Source organism: Streptomyces sp. NPDC015171 (assembly GCF_043079545.1).
Lineage (GTDB): Bacteria > Actinomycetota > Actinomycetes > Streptomycetales > Streptomycetaceae > Streptomyces.
This window is the reverse complement of the sequence record NZ_JBIBUO010000002.1, coordinates 413,414-427,590: the sequence shown is the minus strand read 5'-3', so window position 1 is coordinate 427,590 and position 14,177 is coordinate 413,414. Positions and strand designations below refer to the sequence as shown.

14 protein-coding genes are annotated in these 14,177 nt (G+C 75.8%); 7 read left to right on the top strand and 7 right to left on the bottom strand.

What is annotated here, in order from left to right; translation table 11 throughout:
- The first annotated feature begins 90 nt into the window (after positions 1-90).
- Both ACF073_RS06435 and ACF073_RS06430 read left to right on the top strand, forming a co-directional pair.
- Positions 91-669, top strand: a complete 579-nt coding sequence (locus tag ACF073_RS06435) for a TetR/AcrR family transcriptional regulator (protein ID WP_392067215.1) — start codon at positions 91-93, stop codon at positions 667-669.
- On the top strand, positions 666-1,382 hold the full coding sequence (locus ACF073_RS06430) for an alpha/beta fold hydrolase (protein ID WP_392067214.1): 717 nt from the start codon (positions 666-668) through the stop codon (positions 1,380-1,382). Before ACF073_RS06435 ends, ACF073_RS06430 begins: the two co-directional genes overlap by 4 nt.
- On the opposite strand, the gene ACF073_RS06425 is transcribed toward ACF073_RS06430, so the two are convergent.
- Positions 1,316-2,128 (bottom strand): isocitrate lyase/phosphoenolpyruvate mutase family protein, encoded by an 813-nt coding sequence (locus ACF073_RS06425; protein ID WP_392067213.1) that lies wholly within the window; start codon positions 2,126-2,128, stop codon positions 1,316-1,318. The genes ACF073_RS06430 and ACF073_RS06425 overlap by 67 nt on opposite strands.
- 178 nt (positions 2,129-2,306) lie before the next feature.
- Entirely contained in the window at positions 2,307-4,046 is a 1,740-nt protein-coding gene (locus ACF073_RS06420) for a DUF2264 domain-containing protein (RefSeq protein WP_392067707.1), read from the bottom strand.
- Between the two features lie 254 nt (positions 4,047-4,300).
- On the opposite strand from ACF073_RS06420, the gene mmuM reads away from it, so the two are divergent.
- Positions 4,301-5,224, top strand: a complete 924-nt coding sequence (gene mmuM, locus ACF073_RS06415; protein WP_392067212.1) for a homocysteine S-methyltransferase — start codon at positions 4,301-4,303, stop codon at positions 5,222-5,224.
- A gap of 104 nt (positions 5,225-5,328) precedes the next feature.
- Here the strand turns inward: mmuM and ACF073_RS06410 are convergent, their stop codons facing one another.
- Positions 5,329-8,019 (bottom strand): hypothetical protein, encoded by a 2,691-nt coding sequence (locus ACF073_RS06410; protein ID WP_392067211.1) that lies wholly within the window; start codon positions 8,017-8,019, stop codon positions 5,329-5,331.
- A gap of 263 nt (positions 8,020-8,282) precedes the next feature.
- Here ACF073_RS06410 and ACF073_RS06405 point away from each other — a divergent pair, with 263 nt between their 5' ends.
- On the top strand, positions 8,283-8,495 hold the full coding sequence (locus ACF073_RS06405) for a hypothetical protein (RefSeq protein WP_392067210.1): 213 nt from the start codon (positions 8,283-8,285) through the stop codon (positions 8,493-8,495).
- Positions 8,496-8,575: 80 nt separating this feature from the next.
- Here ACF073_RS06405 and ACF073_RS06400 read toward each other — a convergent pair whose 3' ends face one another.
- A complete protein-coding gene (locus ACF073_RS06400; protein ID WP_392067209.1) occupies positions 8,576-10,141 on the bottom strand; it encodes a carboxylesterase/lipase family protein in 1,566 nt (521 codons plus the stop codon).
- Between the two features lie 205 nt (positions 10,142-10,346).
- On the opposite strand from ACF073_RS06400, the gene ACF073_RS06395 reads away from it, so the two are divergent.
- Positions 10,347-10,568, top strand: a complete 222-nt coding sequence (locus ACF073_RS06395) for a hypothetical protein (protein WP_392067208.1) — start codon at positions 10,347-10,349, stop codon at positions 10,566-10,568.
- 190 nt (positions 10,569-10,758) lie between these two features.
- On the opposite strand, the gene ACF073_RS06390 is transcribed toward ACF073_RS06395, so the two are convergent.
- The 3 genes from ACF073_RS06390 to ACF073_RS06380 all read right to left on the bottom strand — a co-directional run bounded on the left by ACF073_RS06390 (position 10,759) and on the right by ACF073_RS06380 (position 12,816).
- On the bottom strand, positions 10,759-11,151 hold the full coding sequence (locus tag ACF073_RS06390; protein ID WP_392067207.1) for a hypothetical protein: 393 nt from the start codon (positions 11,149-11,151) through the stop codon (positions 10,759-10,761).
- Entirely contained in the window at positions 11,148-12,011 is an 864-nt protein-coding gene (locus tag ACF073_RS06385; protein WP_392067206.1) for an oxaloacetate decarboxylase, read from the bottom strand. The genes ACF073_RS06390 and ACF073_RS06385 overlap by 4 nt, the downstream gene beginning before the upstream one ends.
- Before the next feature lie 253 nt (positions 12,012-12,264).
- The gene (locus tag ACF073_RS06380; protein WP_392067205.1) at positions 12,265-12,816 is read right to left on the bottom strand and encodes a membrane lipoprotein; all 552 of its coding nucleotides are present in this window, start codon (positions 12,814-12,816) and stop codon (positions 12,265-12,267) included.
- A 61-nt stretch (positions 12,817-12,877) separates the two neighbouring features.
- Between ACF073_RS06380 and ACF073_RS06375 the strand changes: the two genes are divergently transcribed.
- Both ACF073_RS06375 and ACF073_RS06370 read left to right on the top strand, forming a co-directional pair.
- Positions 12,878-13,510, top strand: a complete 633-nt coding sequence (locus tag ACF073_RS06375; protein WP_392067204.1) for a VOC family protein — start codon at positions 12,878-12,880, stop codon at positions 13,508-13,510.
- Positions 13,511-13,631: 121 nt separating this feature from the next.
- Positions 13,632-14,156: a hypothetical protein gene (locus tag ACF073_RS06370; RefSeq protein WP_392067203.1), complete on the top strand. Its 525-nt coding sequence runs from the start codon at positions 13,632-13,634 to the stop codon at positions 14,154-14,156.
- Positions 14,157-14,177: the final 21 nt, after the last annotated feature.

Below are 14,177 nucleotides of genomic sequence, written 5' to 3'. Positions count from 1 at the left end.
TGCCCGGAGGCGAGCGCCTGCCGGGAGGTGAACGGCGCCCACTTCCTAGATGCTCTAGGATATTTCCTAGGTATCCAAGGAGGTGGGCGTGTGGCCCGGGCGGGACTCACCGTCGAACGGCTGGTGACAGCCGCGGCGGAGCTGGCGGACGAGGCCGGCTTCGACAAGCTCAGCGTCTCGGCGCTGGCCCGGCGCTTCGGCGTCAAGGACGCGAGTCTGTACTCGCACGTACGCAATCTCCAGGACCTGCGCACCCGGCTCGCGCTGTACGCGGGCGGCGAGCTGATCGACCGGATCGCCGAGGCCGTGGCCGGCCGGTCCGGCAAGGACGCGCTGACGGCGTACGCCGGTGCCTACCGGGACTACGCGCTGGCGCACCCGGGCCGGTACGCGGCCACCCAGATCCGCGTCGACCAGGCCCTGATCGCCGACTCCCCGGCGCTGCGCCGCACCGCGGAGATCACCTACGGCATGCTGCGCGCGTACGGCCTGGACGAACCGGACCTGACCGACGCCGTGCGCCTGCTGCGCAGCACGTTCCACGGCTACTGCGTCCTGGAGAGCGCGGGCGGCTTCGGCGCGGACCGGGACGTGCGGGCCTCCTGGGACAAGGCGGTCGACGCCCTGCACCTCGCCCTCGAACACTGGCCCCGGGAGCGGACCCGATGAGCGACACGCCCCACCACGACATCACCGGCCGGGGTCCCGTGCTGCTGCTCGTACCGGGCGGGGCCGGGCATCCGATGGGCCTCGGGCCGCTGACCGAGCGGCTCGCGACGCGCTTCACCGTGGTGACGTACGACCCGCTGGGCCTCGCGCACGGCAGGCTCGGCCGGCCGGTGGCCGAGCAGCGGGTGGCGGACTGGAGCGAGGGCGCGCTGCGGGTGCTGGACGCGGTGCTGCCGGGCGGTGAGCCGGCGTACGTGTTCGGCACCAGCTCCGGTGGCATCGCGGTCCTCGACCTGCTGGCCCGCCGCCCCGGGCGGGTGGCGCACGCCGTCGCGCACGAGCCGCCGTGCGTCACGGTGCTGCCGGACGGGGCGGCGCGGCGGGCCGAGCTGATCGAGCAGCTCGACGGGCCCGGACGGCCGCCCGCCGAGGGCGAATCGGCGACCCCGATGGGCGTGTTCCTGGCCCGGGTCCTGCGTCCGTTCAGCGCGTACCTGCCCGACGCCGCCCCGCCTGGCGGCCGGCTCACGCTCGCCGTCGGTGCCGCCTCGCGCGGTCAGCTCCTGGACCGTACGGCCCAGGCCCTCGCCGAGCGTCTCGGCAGTGCCCGCGCCGAGTTCCCGGGCGGCCATCTCGGCACGCTGGATCATCCGGTGGAGTTCGCCGACCGGCTCGCCGAGACGCTGTGTCCCAGCGCGTCGACGTCGGCGTAGGACGGGGTCGTACCGCGCGGCGCGTGCCCGGCCGCGATGTCCGCCACCGCGTCGAGGGCCGCGCCGAGCGCCCGCCGGTACAGCAGCGAGCCGAGGCTGACGCGGCGCACGCCGAGGCCGGCCAGGCGGGCGAGCGGGGGTCCGGCGGGCGAGTAGAGGACGTTGAGGGGCACGGCGGTGTGCCGGACGAGGGCGGCGATCCGGTGCGGGTCGGTCACGCCCGGTACGAACACGCCGTCGGCGCCCGCCTCCTGGTAGGCGTCGAGCCGGCGCAGGGTGTCCCGCTCGTCGCCGTCGCCCGCCCAGTGGGTGTCGGTGCGGGCGTTGACGAACAGGCCGGGTACGGCGGCCTTCACGGCCGCGATCTTCGCCGCGTGCCGGCCGGCCGGACCCAGGCCGTCCTCCAGGTTGACGCCGGCGGCGCCTGCGGTCCACAGCTCGCGGGCCAGCTCGGCGACCTCGCCGGGGTCGTCGCTGAAGCCGTTCTCGGCGTCGACCGAGAGGAGGTACGGCCCGGAACCGAGGGTCTGGGCGAGGCGCACGGTGTGCTCGCGGGTCGCGGCGCGGCCGTCGGGCAGGCCGACGGCCGCCGCCACCGCCAGGCTGGTCGTGCCGATGGCCGGGAAGCCCCGGCCGGCGAGTGCGGCGGCCGAGGCGTGGTCCCAGGCGTTGGGCAGCAGCAGCGGCTCGCCCGGCCGGTGGTGGAGACCGGCGAAGGACACGGCGGGGACAGGTTCTGCGGTCATGACCCCATGCTGGGCCCGGTTCGGTTCGGCCCCCGCCGAACGGTGCGCGACAGGCCCGCCGGGTCCCGTCGGACGCCCCCTCCGCTCCGGCCGGGCGCCAGCCCGTGCCCCGCGACCCCGGCGGTGTCCCGGCCCGTGCCCGCGCCCGGCACCCCGCCCGCGTCGAACGCGCCCGCGCTCACCCGGGCGTCACCGACCACGACGGGCCGGCACCGCGCGCGTGCGACGCCGTGAACCGGAAGCCGGCGACGGGCCCCGCCGCCCAGTTCACCCGCACCTCGTGGCCGGGCCCCTCGGGCCCGTCGTCCGCCGCCTCCCGCACCGCCACGGACACCAGCTCGGTGAGCGGCCGGGGGTCCGGCTCCCCGGTGAGCCGGGCGAGCGCCACGAAGAGGGTGGCCCCGCCGTCCCCCGTCACCCCGGCCAGCTCCGCCGAAAGCCCGCTGACCGGGACGAGTTCGGACCGGGCCGCCGTCCCGTCCGGCCAGCCCGTCACCCGCACCGGCGTCCCGGGCGCCGCCCCCGCCACCAGATGGGCCCGCACCTCCGCGGCGCCCCGGACGGCCACCAGGCTGGTGACGGTGACCCCGGGGCGCACGGTGTGCCGGGAGGCGATCCACCCCTCGCCCGTGCCGAGCGGCTCGATCCCGGTCCGGCCCGGATCGCCGCCGACGATCACGCTGTTGTCGTACGACGGGACGGGCGCGGTGGCCGTCGAGTAGGCGAGCCGGGTGTAGTAGGGGTCGTAGCGGACGTCCTCGCTGCCGTGGTTGTGCAGCCGCACCAGGCCGTCGCGACGGGTGCTCTGCAGCAGCCAGTTGGGGGCGGTCACCGGGTGGGCCTCGTCCGCGCGTTCGGCCGGGCCCGGTTCCTCCCGCGCCGTCCACACCGGGTGTCCGGGCGGCAGCAGCAGGCCGAGGAAGCCCTTGCTCGCCCAGTAGGGGGAGGCGGGACCGGAGTAGTCCTGCACGAGTGCGGTGTCGGGGCCGAGCCAGCCGAGCGGCAGCAGGCCCCGCTCGTCGACCGCGCCGCCGTCGAGGAAGTAGCGCAGCGCGCCGGAGGCCAGGCGCCGTGTCTCGCCCGGGGGCAGCGGCGTGTGTCCGGTCAGGGCGCCGAGCCAGAGCGGGGCGGCCGTCGCGAAGCGGTAGGTCAGGGAGCGGCCCTGGTGCAGCGGGGCGCCGTCGGCGCCGAAGAGGCGGGCGTAGTCGGCGAGGTGGCGCGACAGCCGCCGGCCGTAGTGCGCGAGCAGCCCCGCGTCGTCGCCGAGCCAGGCGTGCAGGACCGGGTACAGGTGCATGGCCCAGCCGTTGTAGTAGTCGAACTTCCGGCCGTCGCCGTCGGTGTACCAGCCGTCGCCGCGGTACCAGTCCTCGATCCGCGTGAGCCCCCGGTCGATCGCCTTGCGGGCCGCCTCCTCCCGGTGGCCGATCTCCGCGAGGAAGCCGCCGACGGTGACCGGGAACAGCTCCCAGTTGCACGGCCAGGGCTCGGCGGCGAGGGCGTCCGCGAGCCAGTCGGCGGTGCGCAGGCGGACGGCGTCGTCCAGGCGGTCCCACAGCAGCGGCCGGGTGAGCCGCAGGGCGAGCGCGACGGAGGCGGCCTCGACCAGCGGCTGGCCGCGGTCCGCGATCCGCGGCCAGACGCCGCCCGGACCGGCCGAAAGGCCCTCGGCGTACCGGCCGAGCACGGTCTCGTCGCGCCGGAAGGCGGCCAGCAGCAGCGTCCGGGCATACCCCTCGAGGCCGTCGGAGAGGCGGCCGGAGTAGCTCACCCGGTCGCCCGGCAGGTGGTAGAGGGCGCGGTCGGGGGTGGCGTACGGCTCGACGCCGGCGAGCAGGGCGTCGGCGGCGGCCTCCCAGTGGGCCCGGGTGTAGCCGGTGTACGGGCTCGACGCGCGCTCGTCGGCGGGCAGTTCGATCACGGCGGTGTCCGTCCTTCCTGGCGGAAGCCGGAGCGCTCCGGTCGCGGTGGGGCGCCCCGGGGGTCCATCCCACCCGTACCGCTGCGCCAACCACAACCCCGCCGGCAGCCCGTGCCTCGGATTCGGCGCGTCCGCCGCCGTTCGCGCCGACCGGACACCGCCGGGCGGCGGAGCGGCCCCGGCGAGGCGCCGGGGAGCCCTTTCCCGCTCCCCCCGGACCGGGCGCGCGCCGCTTCGACTAGCGTCGTGCCATGACCAGCGACACCTCCCCCAGCCTCGCCGCCGCCCTCGCCGCCGGGACGCTCGTGCTCGACGGCGGCATGTCCAACCAGCTGGAGTCGGCCGGGCACGATCTGAGCGACGAGCTGTGGTCGGCGCGGCTGCTCGCCGAGCGGCCCGAGGCGGTCACCGAGGCCCACCTCGCCTACTTCCTCGCCGGCGCGAGCGTGGCGATCACGGCCAGCTACCAGGCCACCTTCGAAGGTTTCGCGCGGCGCGGCATCGGCCGTGCCCGGACCGCGCGGCTGCTCGCCCGCAGCGTGGAACTGGCCCGCACGGCCGCACGGCAGGCGGCGGACACGGGCGTCGGACGGCCGCTGTGGGTGGCGGCCTCGGTCGGACCGTACGGGGCGATGCTCGCGGACGGCTCCGAGTACCGGGGCCGGTACGGGCTGAGCACGGCCGAGCTGGAGCGGTTCCACCGGCCCCGGGTCGAGGCACTGGCCGCCGCCGCGCCGGACGTCCTGGCGCTGGAGACCGTCCCGGACACCGACGAGGCCGCCGCGCTGCTGCGGACGGTGCGCGGGCTGGGCGTGCCGGTCTGGCTCTCCTACACGGTCGACGGCCGGCACACCCGGGCCGGCCAGCCCCTGGAGGAGGCGTTCGCCCTCGCCGCCGACGTGGACGAGGTGATCGCGGTGGGCGTGAACTGCTGCGCCCCGGCCGACGTGGAGCCCGCCGCGGAGATCGCCGCACGGGTCACCGGCCGGCCGGTCGTGGTCTATCCCAACAGCGGCGAGGGCTGGGACGCCGGGGCACGCGCCTGGCAGGGCCGCACGACGTTCAGCGCCGGACAGGTCACGGCATGGCGCTCGGCGGGAGCCCGGCTGATCGGCGGGTGCTGCCGGGTGGGGCCGCAGGCGATCGGCTCGATCGCACGGACGCTGGCGGCCTAGTCGGCCCCGCCGTCCGAACCCCTCCGGATCGGGGCCCGTCACCGGGACCCGGCCGGCAGGGGCTCCCCTCGCGGGCACGGGCCACGGGACGCCGGACGCCTCGGTCAGTCCGCGGCGTGCCTGATCGTGATCCATCCTCCGACCGCATCGTGGCCTCTGGCCGGTTCGTGTCCCTCGCGCAGGGGCAGCCAGGGGGCCGCAAGGGTGCCGTCGGGGTCCAGGCCGTACAGGACCAGACGGCCCGCCCGCTCCCGTTCACCGCGCTCCTCGTACACCTGGGCGAGAGCCCCGATGGCTTCGTACTGGCCCGCGTCGATCGCCGTACGGCACAGCTGCTCGGCCTCCTCCGCGTCCCCGGCCTCCCGGCGCGACGAGGCGAGTGACAGCAGCGCCGGCGCGTAGCCGCCCTCGGCCGCCCGCCGGTACAGCCGCTCGGCGTCGGCCCGGTCGCCGGACTGCCGCCTGCGCTGGGCGAGCCACGCCATGACGTGCAGGTCACCCTCCTCGACGGCGGCCAGCAGCACGGCCTCGCCCGCGCCCTCCCCCGCGGTCTCCTCGGCATGCTGGGCGAGTACGGCAAGGCCCTGCTGACGGACCATGTTCTCCCAGGCCGACAGGCGTACGGTATCGGCCGGGGAGACCCCACCGAGGTCAGCGGCCAGCCGTGCCATGCGGCGTCCTTCGGCGGGATCGATGGCGATGACGAGCTGGGCCATCATCCCCATGGTGAAGAAGTCACCGAGTTCAGCGGCCTGTCCTGCCGCGGCCGCGGCCGCCGCCACGTCGCGCCCGTGCACCAGTCTCATCCTCGCGAGCTCGAAAGCGGCTCCGTGGTCCCCGGCGGCGATCGCGCGCTGGAACAGCCGCTCCGCCGCCTTCTCGTCCCCCGCGAGCAGGCGGCGGCGGCCCAGGAAGGTCAGCGCCTCCGCGTCGCCGAGATCCGCGGCCTTTCGGGCGAGCCGTTCCACCTCCTCGTCGCCGCCCGCGAGTTCCGGGGTCTGCGCCAGGTGCAGGAGGTTCTGCGGGGCATCCGTACCTTCGATCTCGGGGACCAGCCGGAGCGCGCGGTCGAGCTCCTGGTCCTCCAGGTACCAGTGGGCGAGCGTCGTCAGCGCACCGGTGTCGCCCGCGGCGTGGGCCTTCCGTACCAGGGCGACGGCCTCCGGACGGCAGCCGCGGTCCCTGCGGAACTGCGCCATGTCGGTCCAGGCAGGCGCGTGCCCCCGCTCCGCCGCCCGGCGCCGCAGGTCGTCGGCGACCTCGTAACGACCCCGCCGGTCCGCGGCGTCGGCGAGTGCGTCCAGATCCGCCGCGGTGCCCGCCCCCTGTGCGGCGGCCTCCCAGAACGGTGCGGCGGGGCAGAGGTAGGAGCGGGCCGTACGGCCGTGATGGTCGAGGTAGTCCGCGAGCCTGCGCGTCCTCGGCCGCGCCCCCATCCCACCGGGGTCGGGAACGTCACCGAGCGGAGCGACGACGCCCTTGACCCGGGTCCCGGCGTGGGCCAGGGCCTGCTCGAACCAGCCGGGGGCGGCCGCGGCGCGCTGTGCCTCGCTCAGGTAGGCGCGGGCGGCGGCGCGCAGAAGGGTGTCGGGAAGTTCGGGGCCGTGTCCGAGACGGCGGGCATCCATGGCGGCCGTGACAACTGCCTTGCCGTAGCAGGCCGGGACGGTGTCGGACGTCTCGTGGAACGCGACCAGTTCGAGGGCCGCCGCCAGCGTCTGGGTGAGTTCCCCGTCCCTGCTCGTCAGCGCGGCCGTGTACAGCGAGGGGTCGGGTGTGCGTCTGAGATCCCGCATCACGTCGGGTGGGAAGGCGGCCGAGACGTGCACGGTGACCCCCGCGGTCAGCAGCGCCCGAGCCTGCGGATGCGGGTCACGCACGGGGGCCGTGGGCCGGGCGAGCAGTGTCCTGCGGTGTTCCTGCCACATGGTGGTGAGCACCACGACCGGTCCCGGCAGCTCCAGCAGTCTGCGCAGTCCGGCGGCGGCCTCCTCGCCCCGCTCAGCCGTCAGAAAATCCTGCCCCTCGTCCAGCCACAGCACGGTGCGCGGGCCGACCGCGTCCGCGGCGAGGAGCGCCAGCAGGCTTTCGGAGCCCTTGGGGAAGGCCAGGTCCCAGTCCGGCAGGCAGGCGCGCACCGCCTCGTACGCGGCCCGCGTCTTGCCCGTGCAGGACTCGCCCTGGACGAGGACGAACAGCGTGTCACCGTCGTGCACGGTCCGGTCCAGGAGGGTCCGCAGCCGCCGGTCGTGTTCGCGGGGCAGATAGGTGGGGAGCACGAAGGCGGCGCCGTGGTCGGAGCCGTGCGCACCGGAGATCGCCGGGTGCACGCCGAGGCCGCGCGGGTCCCACCGGGCCACGGGGCGGGGCCGGTCGGGCAGGTCCGCGTAGCTCTGGCGCTCCTCCAGCCGGTCCCGCGCCCGGCCGAGGCCCGCGGCCCTGACGGTCTCTCCGGTCAGCCGGGCACGCCCCTGCGCCACCGCCGTGTGCAGTGCGCGCCAGGTGTCGTCGTCGAACAGCTCGCGGTCCGCGTCGTCGATCCCCTCGGGGTGCCGCAGCGCGGCGGCGCGCAGGGCGTCGACCACGCCGAGCAGGTCCTCCAGGTGCTGCGGGAGCCGGTTGCCCTTCAGCCACTCCCCGACCGTCGTCTTCGCCCGCCCCCCGGCTGCCCGCGCGAGGACGGCGAGGCTCGGCTGCCCGGCCCGCCGCACGCGCGCGTGGAGTTCACCGAGCCGGCGCAGCCGGGCGAAGAGGGCGTCCTGTGCACTGTCGCCGCCGCGCGACCCTTCCGGCAATCCGTCCTCCCCGTCCAACCCGTCCAGCCCAGACCACTGGACACCTGCCCGATTCTAGGTCGCCCACCAGGCACGACGTCCGGTGTGCGACGCACCTGTCCAGGACGGTCGCGAAACGCCCCGCCGGACAGGGAAGTTGGACCTGCCGCACCACCCGGCGCGGCAGTCGACCGGACCGCATCCGGCACATTCCCCTGCCTCTGGCGCGGCGTGGAGGTCCGTACGTCCGGGATGCCTGTCCTTCATCACCCCCAGGAGTCCATATGCCCGAAGTCGCCGTCCAGGCCGTCGCTCTCCTCACACCCGCCGGCACCCTGGTGCTGCTGGCACTCCTGCTGGGGTTCGCCGGCGTGGTGCTCCCCGCGGTCTGGTCACACCGTCCGTACCGCCGCGAAGCGGCCCATCGCGTCCTCGTCCTCCTGCTGCGGGGAGCCCAGGAGACCCTGCGCGCGGTACGAGCGCTACTGCTGCGCTGAGCCGGGGCCGCCCGGTGGTGCGCCGTCCGCCCGCGCGCCGTCGGCGGGTTCCCGCGAGCCGGCCCGTCGCCGGGGGCCGTTCAGCGGCGCAGGGTGCCCACCGAGCGGCGCAGGCGGCGCATCGCGGCGGCGAGTTCCGCGCCGGGGGCGCGGGGGACGGCGTGCCGGGAGGGCTCCGGCAGCGGGGCCGTCGACCACAGAGCGAACTCCGCGTCGCGCGGGCCGTGGACGAGATCCGGGCCGCCGTCGTCGAAGACGCGCACCGGATGCGTGGCGTCCCAGGCCGGCCAGCCGGGGTCCCCGGTCGTCGCGAACCGCACCCACGCGGTGTGCATCGCCTCGCACAGCTGCGGCGGGGTGTCCTCGCCGGCCAGCCTCTTCGACTCGGGCGCGTCCCCGGTGCCGAAGACGAACCCCAGCTCCAGCGCGTGGCAGGCGCCGAGGCCCGGGAGCCGGGACGGCCAGGCGAACTCGTACACGTAGGAGGCGCCGGGGTGCGCGTCGGCCAGCCGGTGCAGCGGCAGCCTCAGCAGGTGGTCGGTGACCATCTGGCCGACGGTCTCGGCGGCCCCGGCGTCGGGGTGCAGGGCGCGGTAGCCGCGCGGGACCTCGTGCCCGGCGCGGCAGCGGGCCATGGCCCCGGCGAGGGCGACGGCGCCCAGCCGGTCGATGGGCTCCACCAGGCCGCCGGGCGCCAGCCACAGCCGGTACTCGTCCCGGGTCCAGCCCACGAGCAGGTCGACGCCCCCGGCGGCGCCGTCCTCGGTCAGCGCCTTCAGCGGATCCCGGGGCACCAGCTCGCCGTCCACGACGATGCCGAACGCGGGGCCGCCCAGCAAGGGGCTGCTGAGCCGGCCGACCTCGGCCTGGGTGCGCAGCAGCAGTGCGCGGTCGACGGCGGCGAACGCCTCGGCGGTGGCGGGGATCCTGAGCCGGGCGGCCATCCGGCGCACCATCCGCCGTACCTTGTCCCGGTCGACGGCCTCGGGCGCCCCGCTCTGCAGCACCGCCCGCCGGATCAGGCCCCGCGTCCGGGGCGCGGCGAGCAGGGCGCCGACGCTGATGGCACCGGCCGACTGGCCGCACAGGGTGATCCGGTCCGGGTCGCCGCCGAACGCGCCGATCGCCGTGTGCACCCAGCTCAGCGCGGCGAGCTGGTCGCGCAGGCCGGGGTTCGGGGGCGCGTCGGGGAACAGCCCGTAGCCCTCCACGCCCAGCCGGTAGTTGACCGAGACGAAGACGACCCCGTCGCGGGCGAAGTGGCCGCCGTCGTACACCGGCACGGCCGACGATCCCCTGGTCAGCGCGCCGCCGTGCAGCCAGACCAGCACCGGGAGCCGGGCGCCCGGCCCCGGCTCGGGGGTCCAGACGTTGAGGTTGAGGCAGTCCTCGCCGGGGATCTCCGGGTCGGACAGGTACCGGGCGAACGCCTCGGAGTACGGCGGTTTCGGCGCGGTCGGCCCGAAGGCACCGGCGTCCCGCACCCCGTCCCAGGGCTCGGGCGGCTCGGGCGGCCGGAACCGCCGGGGCCCGAACGGCGCCGCGGCGTACGGGATGCCCCGGAAGACCGCGATCCCCCGCTCGTACCGGCCGCGTACCGCCCCGTGGGGCGTGGTGACCACAGGGCCCGTCCGGTCCGCCGTCATCGTCCACCAGCCCTTCACCGCGCTCCCGCACCCGCACAGCGGCCCTGTGCGCCGTGATGTCAGAGCATCACAGGGCGCCCGGGTATTCCGGGTGCAGAGGCCACCCACTGGGCCGTTCGGTGGACACCCGGCCGACCGCGTGACATCGGCGGTCCGTTCGGGGCGGGTACGGTGACGCGGCGGCGGTGAAGATCGTTTGCGGACCATGAAGCACACCACGCGTATCGCCGCGGTCCTCGCCGTGGCCGCCGTCGCCCTGGTCGCCGCCTACGGCACGGCACACGCCGTCTCCCGCACCCTCGCCCCCGCACAGCAGCGCCCCGCCGTCGCCGGCCCGGCGGACCCGGCGGGCCCGGCCGATGAGCACGATCCCAAGGAGGACGTCGAGACCGACGAGAACGGCCTGCCGGATCTCCAGGAGGACTGAGCCCCGGGGCGGACCGCCGGCACGGCGGCGGCCGGGCCTCCCCCGCACGGAGTGCCCGGCCGCCCTCCTGCTCACCGCCCCTCGGAACAGCCGCCCCTGGGAAAGCCGCCCGTGGGAACAGCCACCCCGGGAAAGCCGCGGCTGGGGACAGCGGCTCCCCGGAACAGCCGTTCCTCGGGCCGGCCGCCCCTCAGTCCTCCTCGGACCGGACGGGAGCCTGCGAGACCTCCGCCCCGTCGGGGGCCTGAGCCGGCGCCGACCGGACGGGGGGCTGCGGCGGCTCCGACCGGACCGGGGTCCGGGCCCGCTCCGGCCGGGCGGGAGCCTCGGCGGGCGCCGACCGGCCGGACGCCTCGGCGAGGGCCTCGACCACGTCCACGGCGCTGCCGTCGTGGTCGCTGCCCGCGGTACCGCTGCCGTTCTCCACGTTGCCCGCGCGATCGACTTCGAGCCAGGAATCGGCATGGGAGTTGTCGATCACCGTGATCAGGCTCCCGGCCGCGGCGGCGGGTACCGCACCGGCCCCGAGGAGCGCGGCGGCGACCGCCGCGGCCAGGCCGAGCCGGGGTACGGCACCGGTCACACGCCCACGCCCTCGGAGGTGCGCCGGTCGCGGGCGATGTTGCGCTCCAGCAGGGTGGTGGAGGCCTTCACGCCGACCCCGCTGGCGGGATCCACCTCCGGCAGCCGCCCGTCGGCCGACTTCAGTTCGGAGAGCGCGGAGTCCATCGCCTCGTGCGCGGCGAACAGACACGGGGTGCTGTAGATGGCGACGTCCACGCCGAGGTCGGAGAGTTCGCCGAGGGACAGGCGGGGCGACTTGCCGCCGGCGATCTGGTTGAACAGCAGCGGCTTGTTCCCGACGACCTTCCGGATCCGGTCGATCCATTCGACGCTGCGCACACCGTCGACCAGCACCACGTCGGCGTCGGTCGCGGCCAGCCGCTCGGCCCGGTGCAGGATGTCGTGCTCGTCGGTGGCGTCCGTACGGGCGACGACGACCATGTCGTGGCGGGTGGCCAGGACCTTCTCCAGCTTCTCCAGGTACTCGTCGAGGGGCAGCACCTGCTTGCCGTCGGCGTGACCGCAGCGGCGGGGCCGCTTCTGGTCCTCCAGGATCACACCGGAGGCGCCGATGCGCTCCAGCCCCTCGACGACATGGCAGGCGACCTCGGGGTCGACGTAGCCGTCGTCGATGTCGACCAGCAGATGGTGCTGCGGGAACGCGCCCCGCAGCCGCTGGACGAAGGCCACCATGTCGGGCCAGGCGATGAACCCGATGTCCGGCAAACCGTAGTACGAGGCCGCGAAACCGAAGCCCGATACGAACATCCCGTCGTAGTGCTTGGCCGCGATCGACGCCGAGTACATGTCGTACACGCCGATCAGCGGTGTGGTCCCGGGCCCGGCGATGCGCTCGCGCAGCTTCTTCCCGTAAGTCAAGGTCCGGCTCCTCCGGTGGGTGGGTGACACGGGACCGGATGGGCCACGCGTCTCGACGCCCTTTGCCAAGACAAGAGCATCTCTAGATAGTCACGTGACCTTCCGTCTACGCCAGCTTTACTCACCCCAATGGCGGAGGCGGTTCACCGCAGAAACGTCACTCGGCGAGCCGAACGGCCAGGTGAGGCCGCCGTTCAGGTGAGCGGCGGGCGCCCCGTCCGCTCACCGCCTCGGCCGCCGTCGCGGGCCCGGCTCACCCGCCCTCGCCCACGCTGTTGTCGGGCGCCCCGTCGCCGTACGCCGGGAGGTCGCCGCGCTCCACCGGGGCCGTTGCCGTGCGGGCCGGCGGGAGGATGGCGGCGAGTTCCTCCGGGGCGGGGCGGTGGACGGCGTCCGCGGCCCGGCGGAGCACGCCGGGTGCGACCTTCTCCCCGCTGATCCGCACCACCCGGCCCTTCGCCGGAGCCCGGCAGACATACCCCTCGGGGCAGTCGGCGGCGCTGCCCCGCTCGGCGTAGAGGTGCAGCACGGCACCGTCCTTCGCCCAGTACGCGACGGAGAACCCGTCGTCCCCGTTCACCCCGACGGACTGCTCGGCGAGCGTGAACCCGGGCGCCTCGGTGAGATAGACCAGTTCCGGTGCGATGCCCGACGCGCGCAGCCGGGCGTCCGCTTCGGACCGCGAGACGGCCGCGGGTGCCGGGTCCCGGCCGTCGCCGGACCCCGCCTTCCCGGTGCCGCACGCCGTGAGCAGGGCGGGCAGGAGGGCGAGCAGCGGCAGCGCGGCGCGTGCGGTACGGATCATGCGCCCATGGTGCCGCACAGCCGTTTCACAGGGCCGCCCCGATCCCGTAACCTCTCGCGCGATGAACGCCATTCCGCCCCTGCTGGACCATCTCGTCCTCGCCACGCCGGACTTGGGCGCGACGGTCGCCGAATTCGCGCGGCGCACCGGGATCGTGCCGGCGCCCGGCGGGGTGCACCTCGCACTGGGCACACGGAACCAGCTGGTGGGGCTGGGCGGCCGGAGCTATCTGGAGATCATCGGGCCCGACCCGGAGCAGCCCGCGCCGACGGGGCCGCGGCCGTTCGGCGTCGACCGGCTGGCCGCGCCCGCCGTACTGACCTGGGCGATCAGCCCGCCCGATCTGGACGCGGCGGTCGCCGGTGCGCGGGCGGTCGGCCACGACCCGGGTCCGGTACGGCCGATGAGCCGCCGCACCCCGGACGGCGCCGTACTGCGGTGGCGGCTGACCGACACCGGCCCCGGGGAGGGCGCGGGCCTGGTGCCGTTCCTCATCGACTGGGGCGACTCGCCGCACCCGGCCGCCTCCGGGCTGCCGGTCACGCCGCTGCTGGCGGTGTCGGCCTCGGCGCCCGACCCGGAACGGGTGCGCGGTCCGCTGGCGGCCCTCGGCACCTCGCTGGCGCTCGCCACGGGACCGGTCGCGCTCTCCTTCACCCTGGACACCCCGAACGGGCCGGTCTCCTTCGGCTGAGGCCGCGCGGCCGGGGCACGGGAGGCGGGAACTTCCCTGCTCCTTCGCGCGTTGCGGAAGGCGACCTGACCGTTCGTCGTGTGAACGGCGGCGCCGCCGCCGTCGGGGGAAGTGAGCAACCATGGCCATGGTGGGCCTGTTCTGGATCGCCGAGGGCGATGTGTACGTGGGCGCGAAGCCTGCGGGCCTGGCCCCCGGGGTGCGGCTGGCACCGGAGGGCGTGGTGGCGCTCGGCGAGCGGCAGTCCGGTCTCTTCCTGTGGGAGGACGTGCGGGCCCTGACGGTGGCGGACGTCCCGGTGAAGACGCTGAGGCGGCAGGTCGGCGCGGTCGCCGGCCTGGCTCTGGGGACGGTGCGGGAGCTGGCCCTGCCCCTGGGCGGCGTGGCGGACGAGGCTCCGCCGCAGCTGACCGTGCGCGTGGGATCGGCCGGCGGCGAACACGAGTTGGCGGCCTACGTCGCCGCCGCCGTCGGCTACCCCCAGACCGAGGTCGACCTCTCCCGCGCCCTGCTGGCCCGCCTCACGGAGGGCGCCGCGACGATGGCGACGACGCTCGCGGCGATGGCGAAGTGGGGCCGCGCCTGGGAGGGCGGCTCGCCCCGGGCTGCCGAGCGGGAGGAACTCCTGCGGGAGTGGGCGGGCTAGGACGGGCCGCCCGGCGGGACG

Excerpts from the sequence above, each read along its gene's own strand:
- ACF073_RS06425 (WP_392067213.1), bottom strand. The coding sequence starts at position 2,128 with ATGACCGCAGAACCTGTCCCCGCCGTGTCCTTCGCCGGTCTCCACCAC.
- ACF073_RS06400 (WP_392067209.1), bottom strand. The coding sequence starts at position 10,141 with ATGACGGCGGACCGGACGGGCCCTGTGGTCACCACGCCCCACGGGGCG.
- ACF073_RS06395 (WP_392067208.1), top strand. The coding sequence starts at position 10,347 with ATGAAGCACACCACGCGTATCGCCGCGGTCCTCGCCGTGGCCGCCGTC.
- ACF073_RS06375 (WP_392067204.1), top strand. The coding sequence starts at position 12,878 with ATGAACGCCATTCCGCCCCTGCTGGACCATCTCGTCCTCGCCACGCCG.
- ACF073_RS06380 (WP_392067205.1), bottom strand. The coding sequence starts at position 12,816 with ATGATCCGTACCGCACGCGCCGCGCTGCCGCTGCTCGCCCTCCTGCCC.
- ACF073_RS06370 (WP_392067203.1), top strand. The coding sequence starts at position 13,632 with ATGGCCATGGTGGGCCTGTTCTGGATCGCCGAGGGCGATGTGTACGTG.
- ACF073_RS06430 (WP_392067214.1), top strand. The coding sequence starts at position 666 with ATGAGCGACACGCCCCACCACGACATCACCGGCCGGGGTCCCGTGCTG.
- mmuM (WP_392067212.1), top strand. The coding sequence starts at position 4,301 with ATGACCAGCGACACCTCCCCCAGCCTCGCCGCCGCCCTCGCCGCCGGG.
- ACF073_RS06405 (WP_392067210.1), top strand. The coding sequence starts at position 8,283 with ATGCCCGAAGTCGCCGTCCAGGCCGTCGCTCTCCTCACACCCGCCGGC.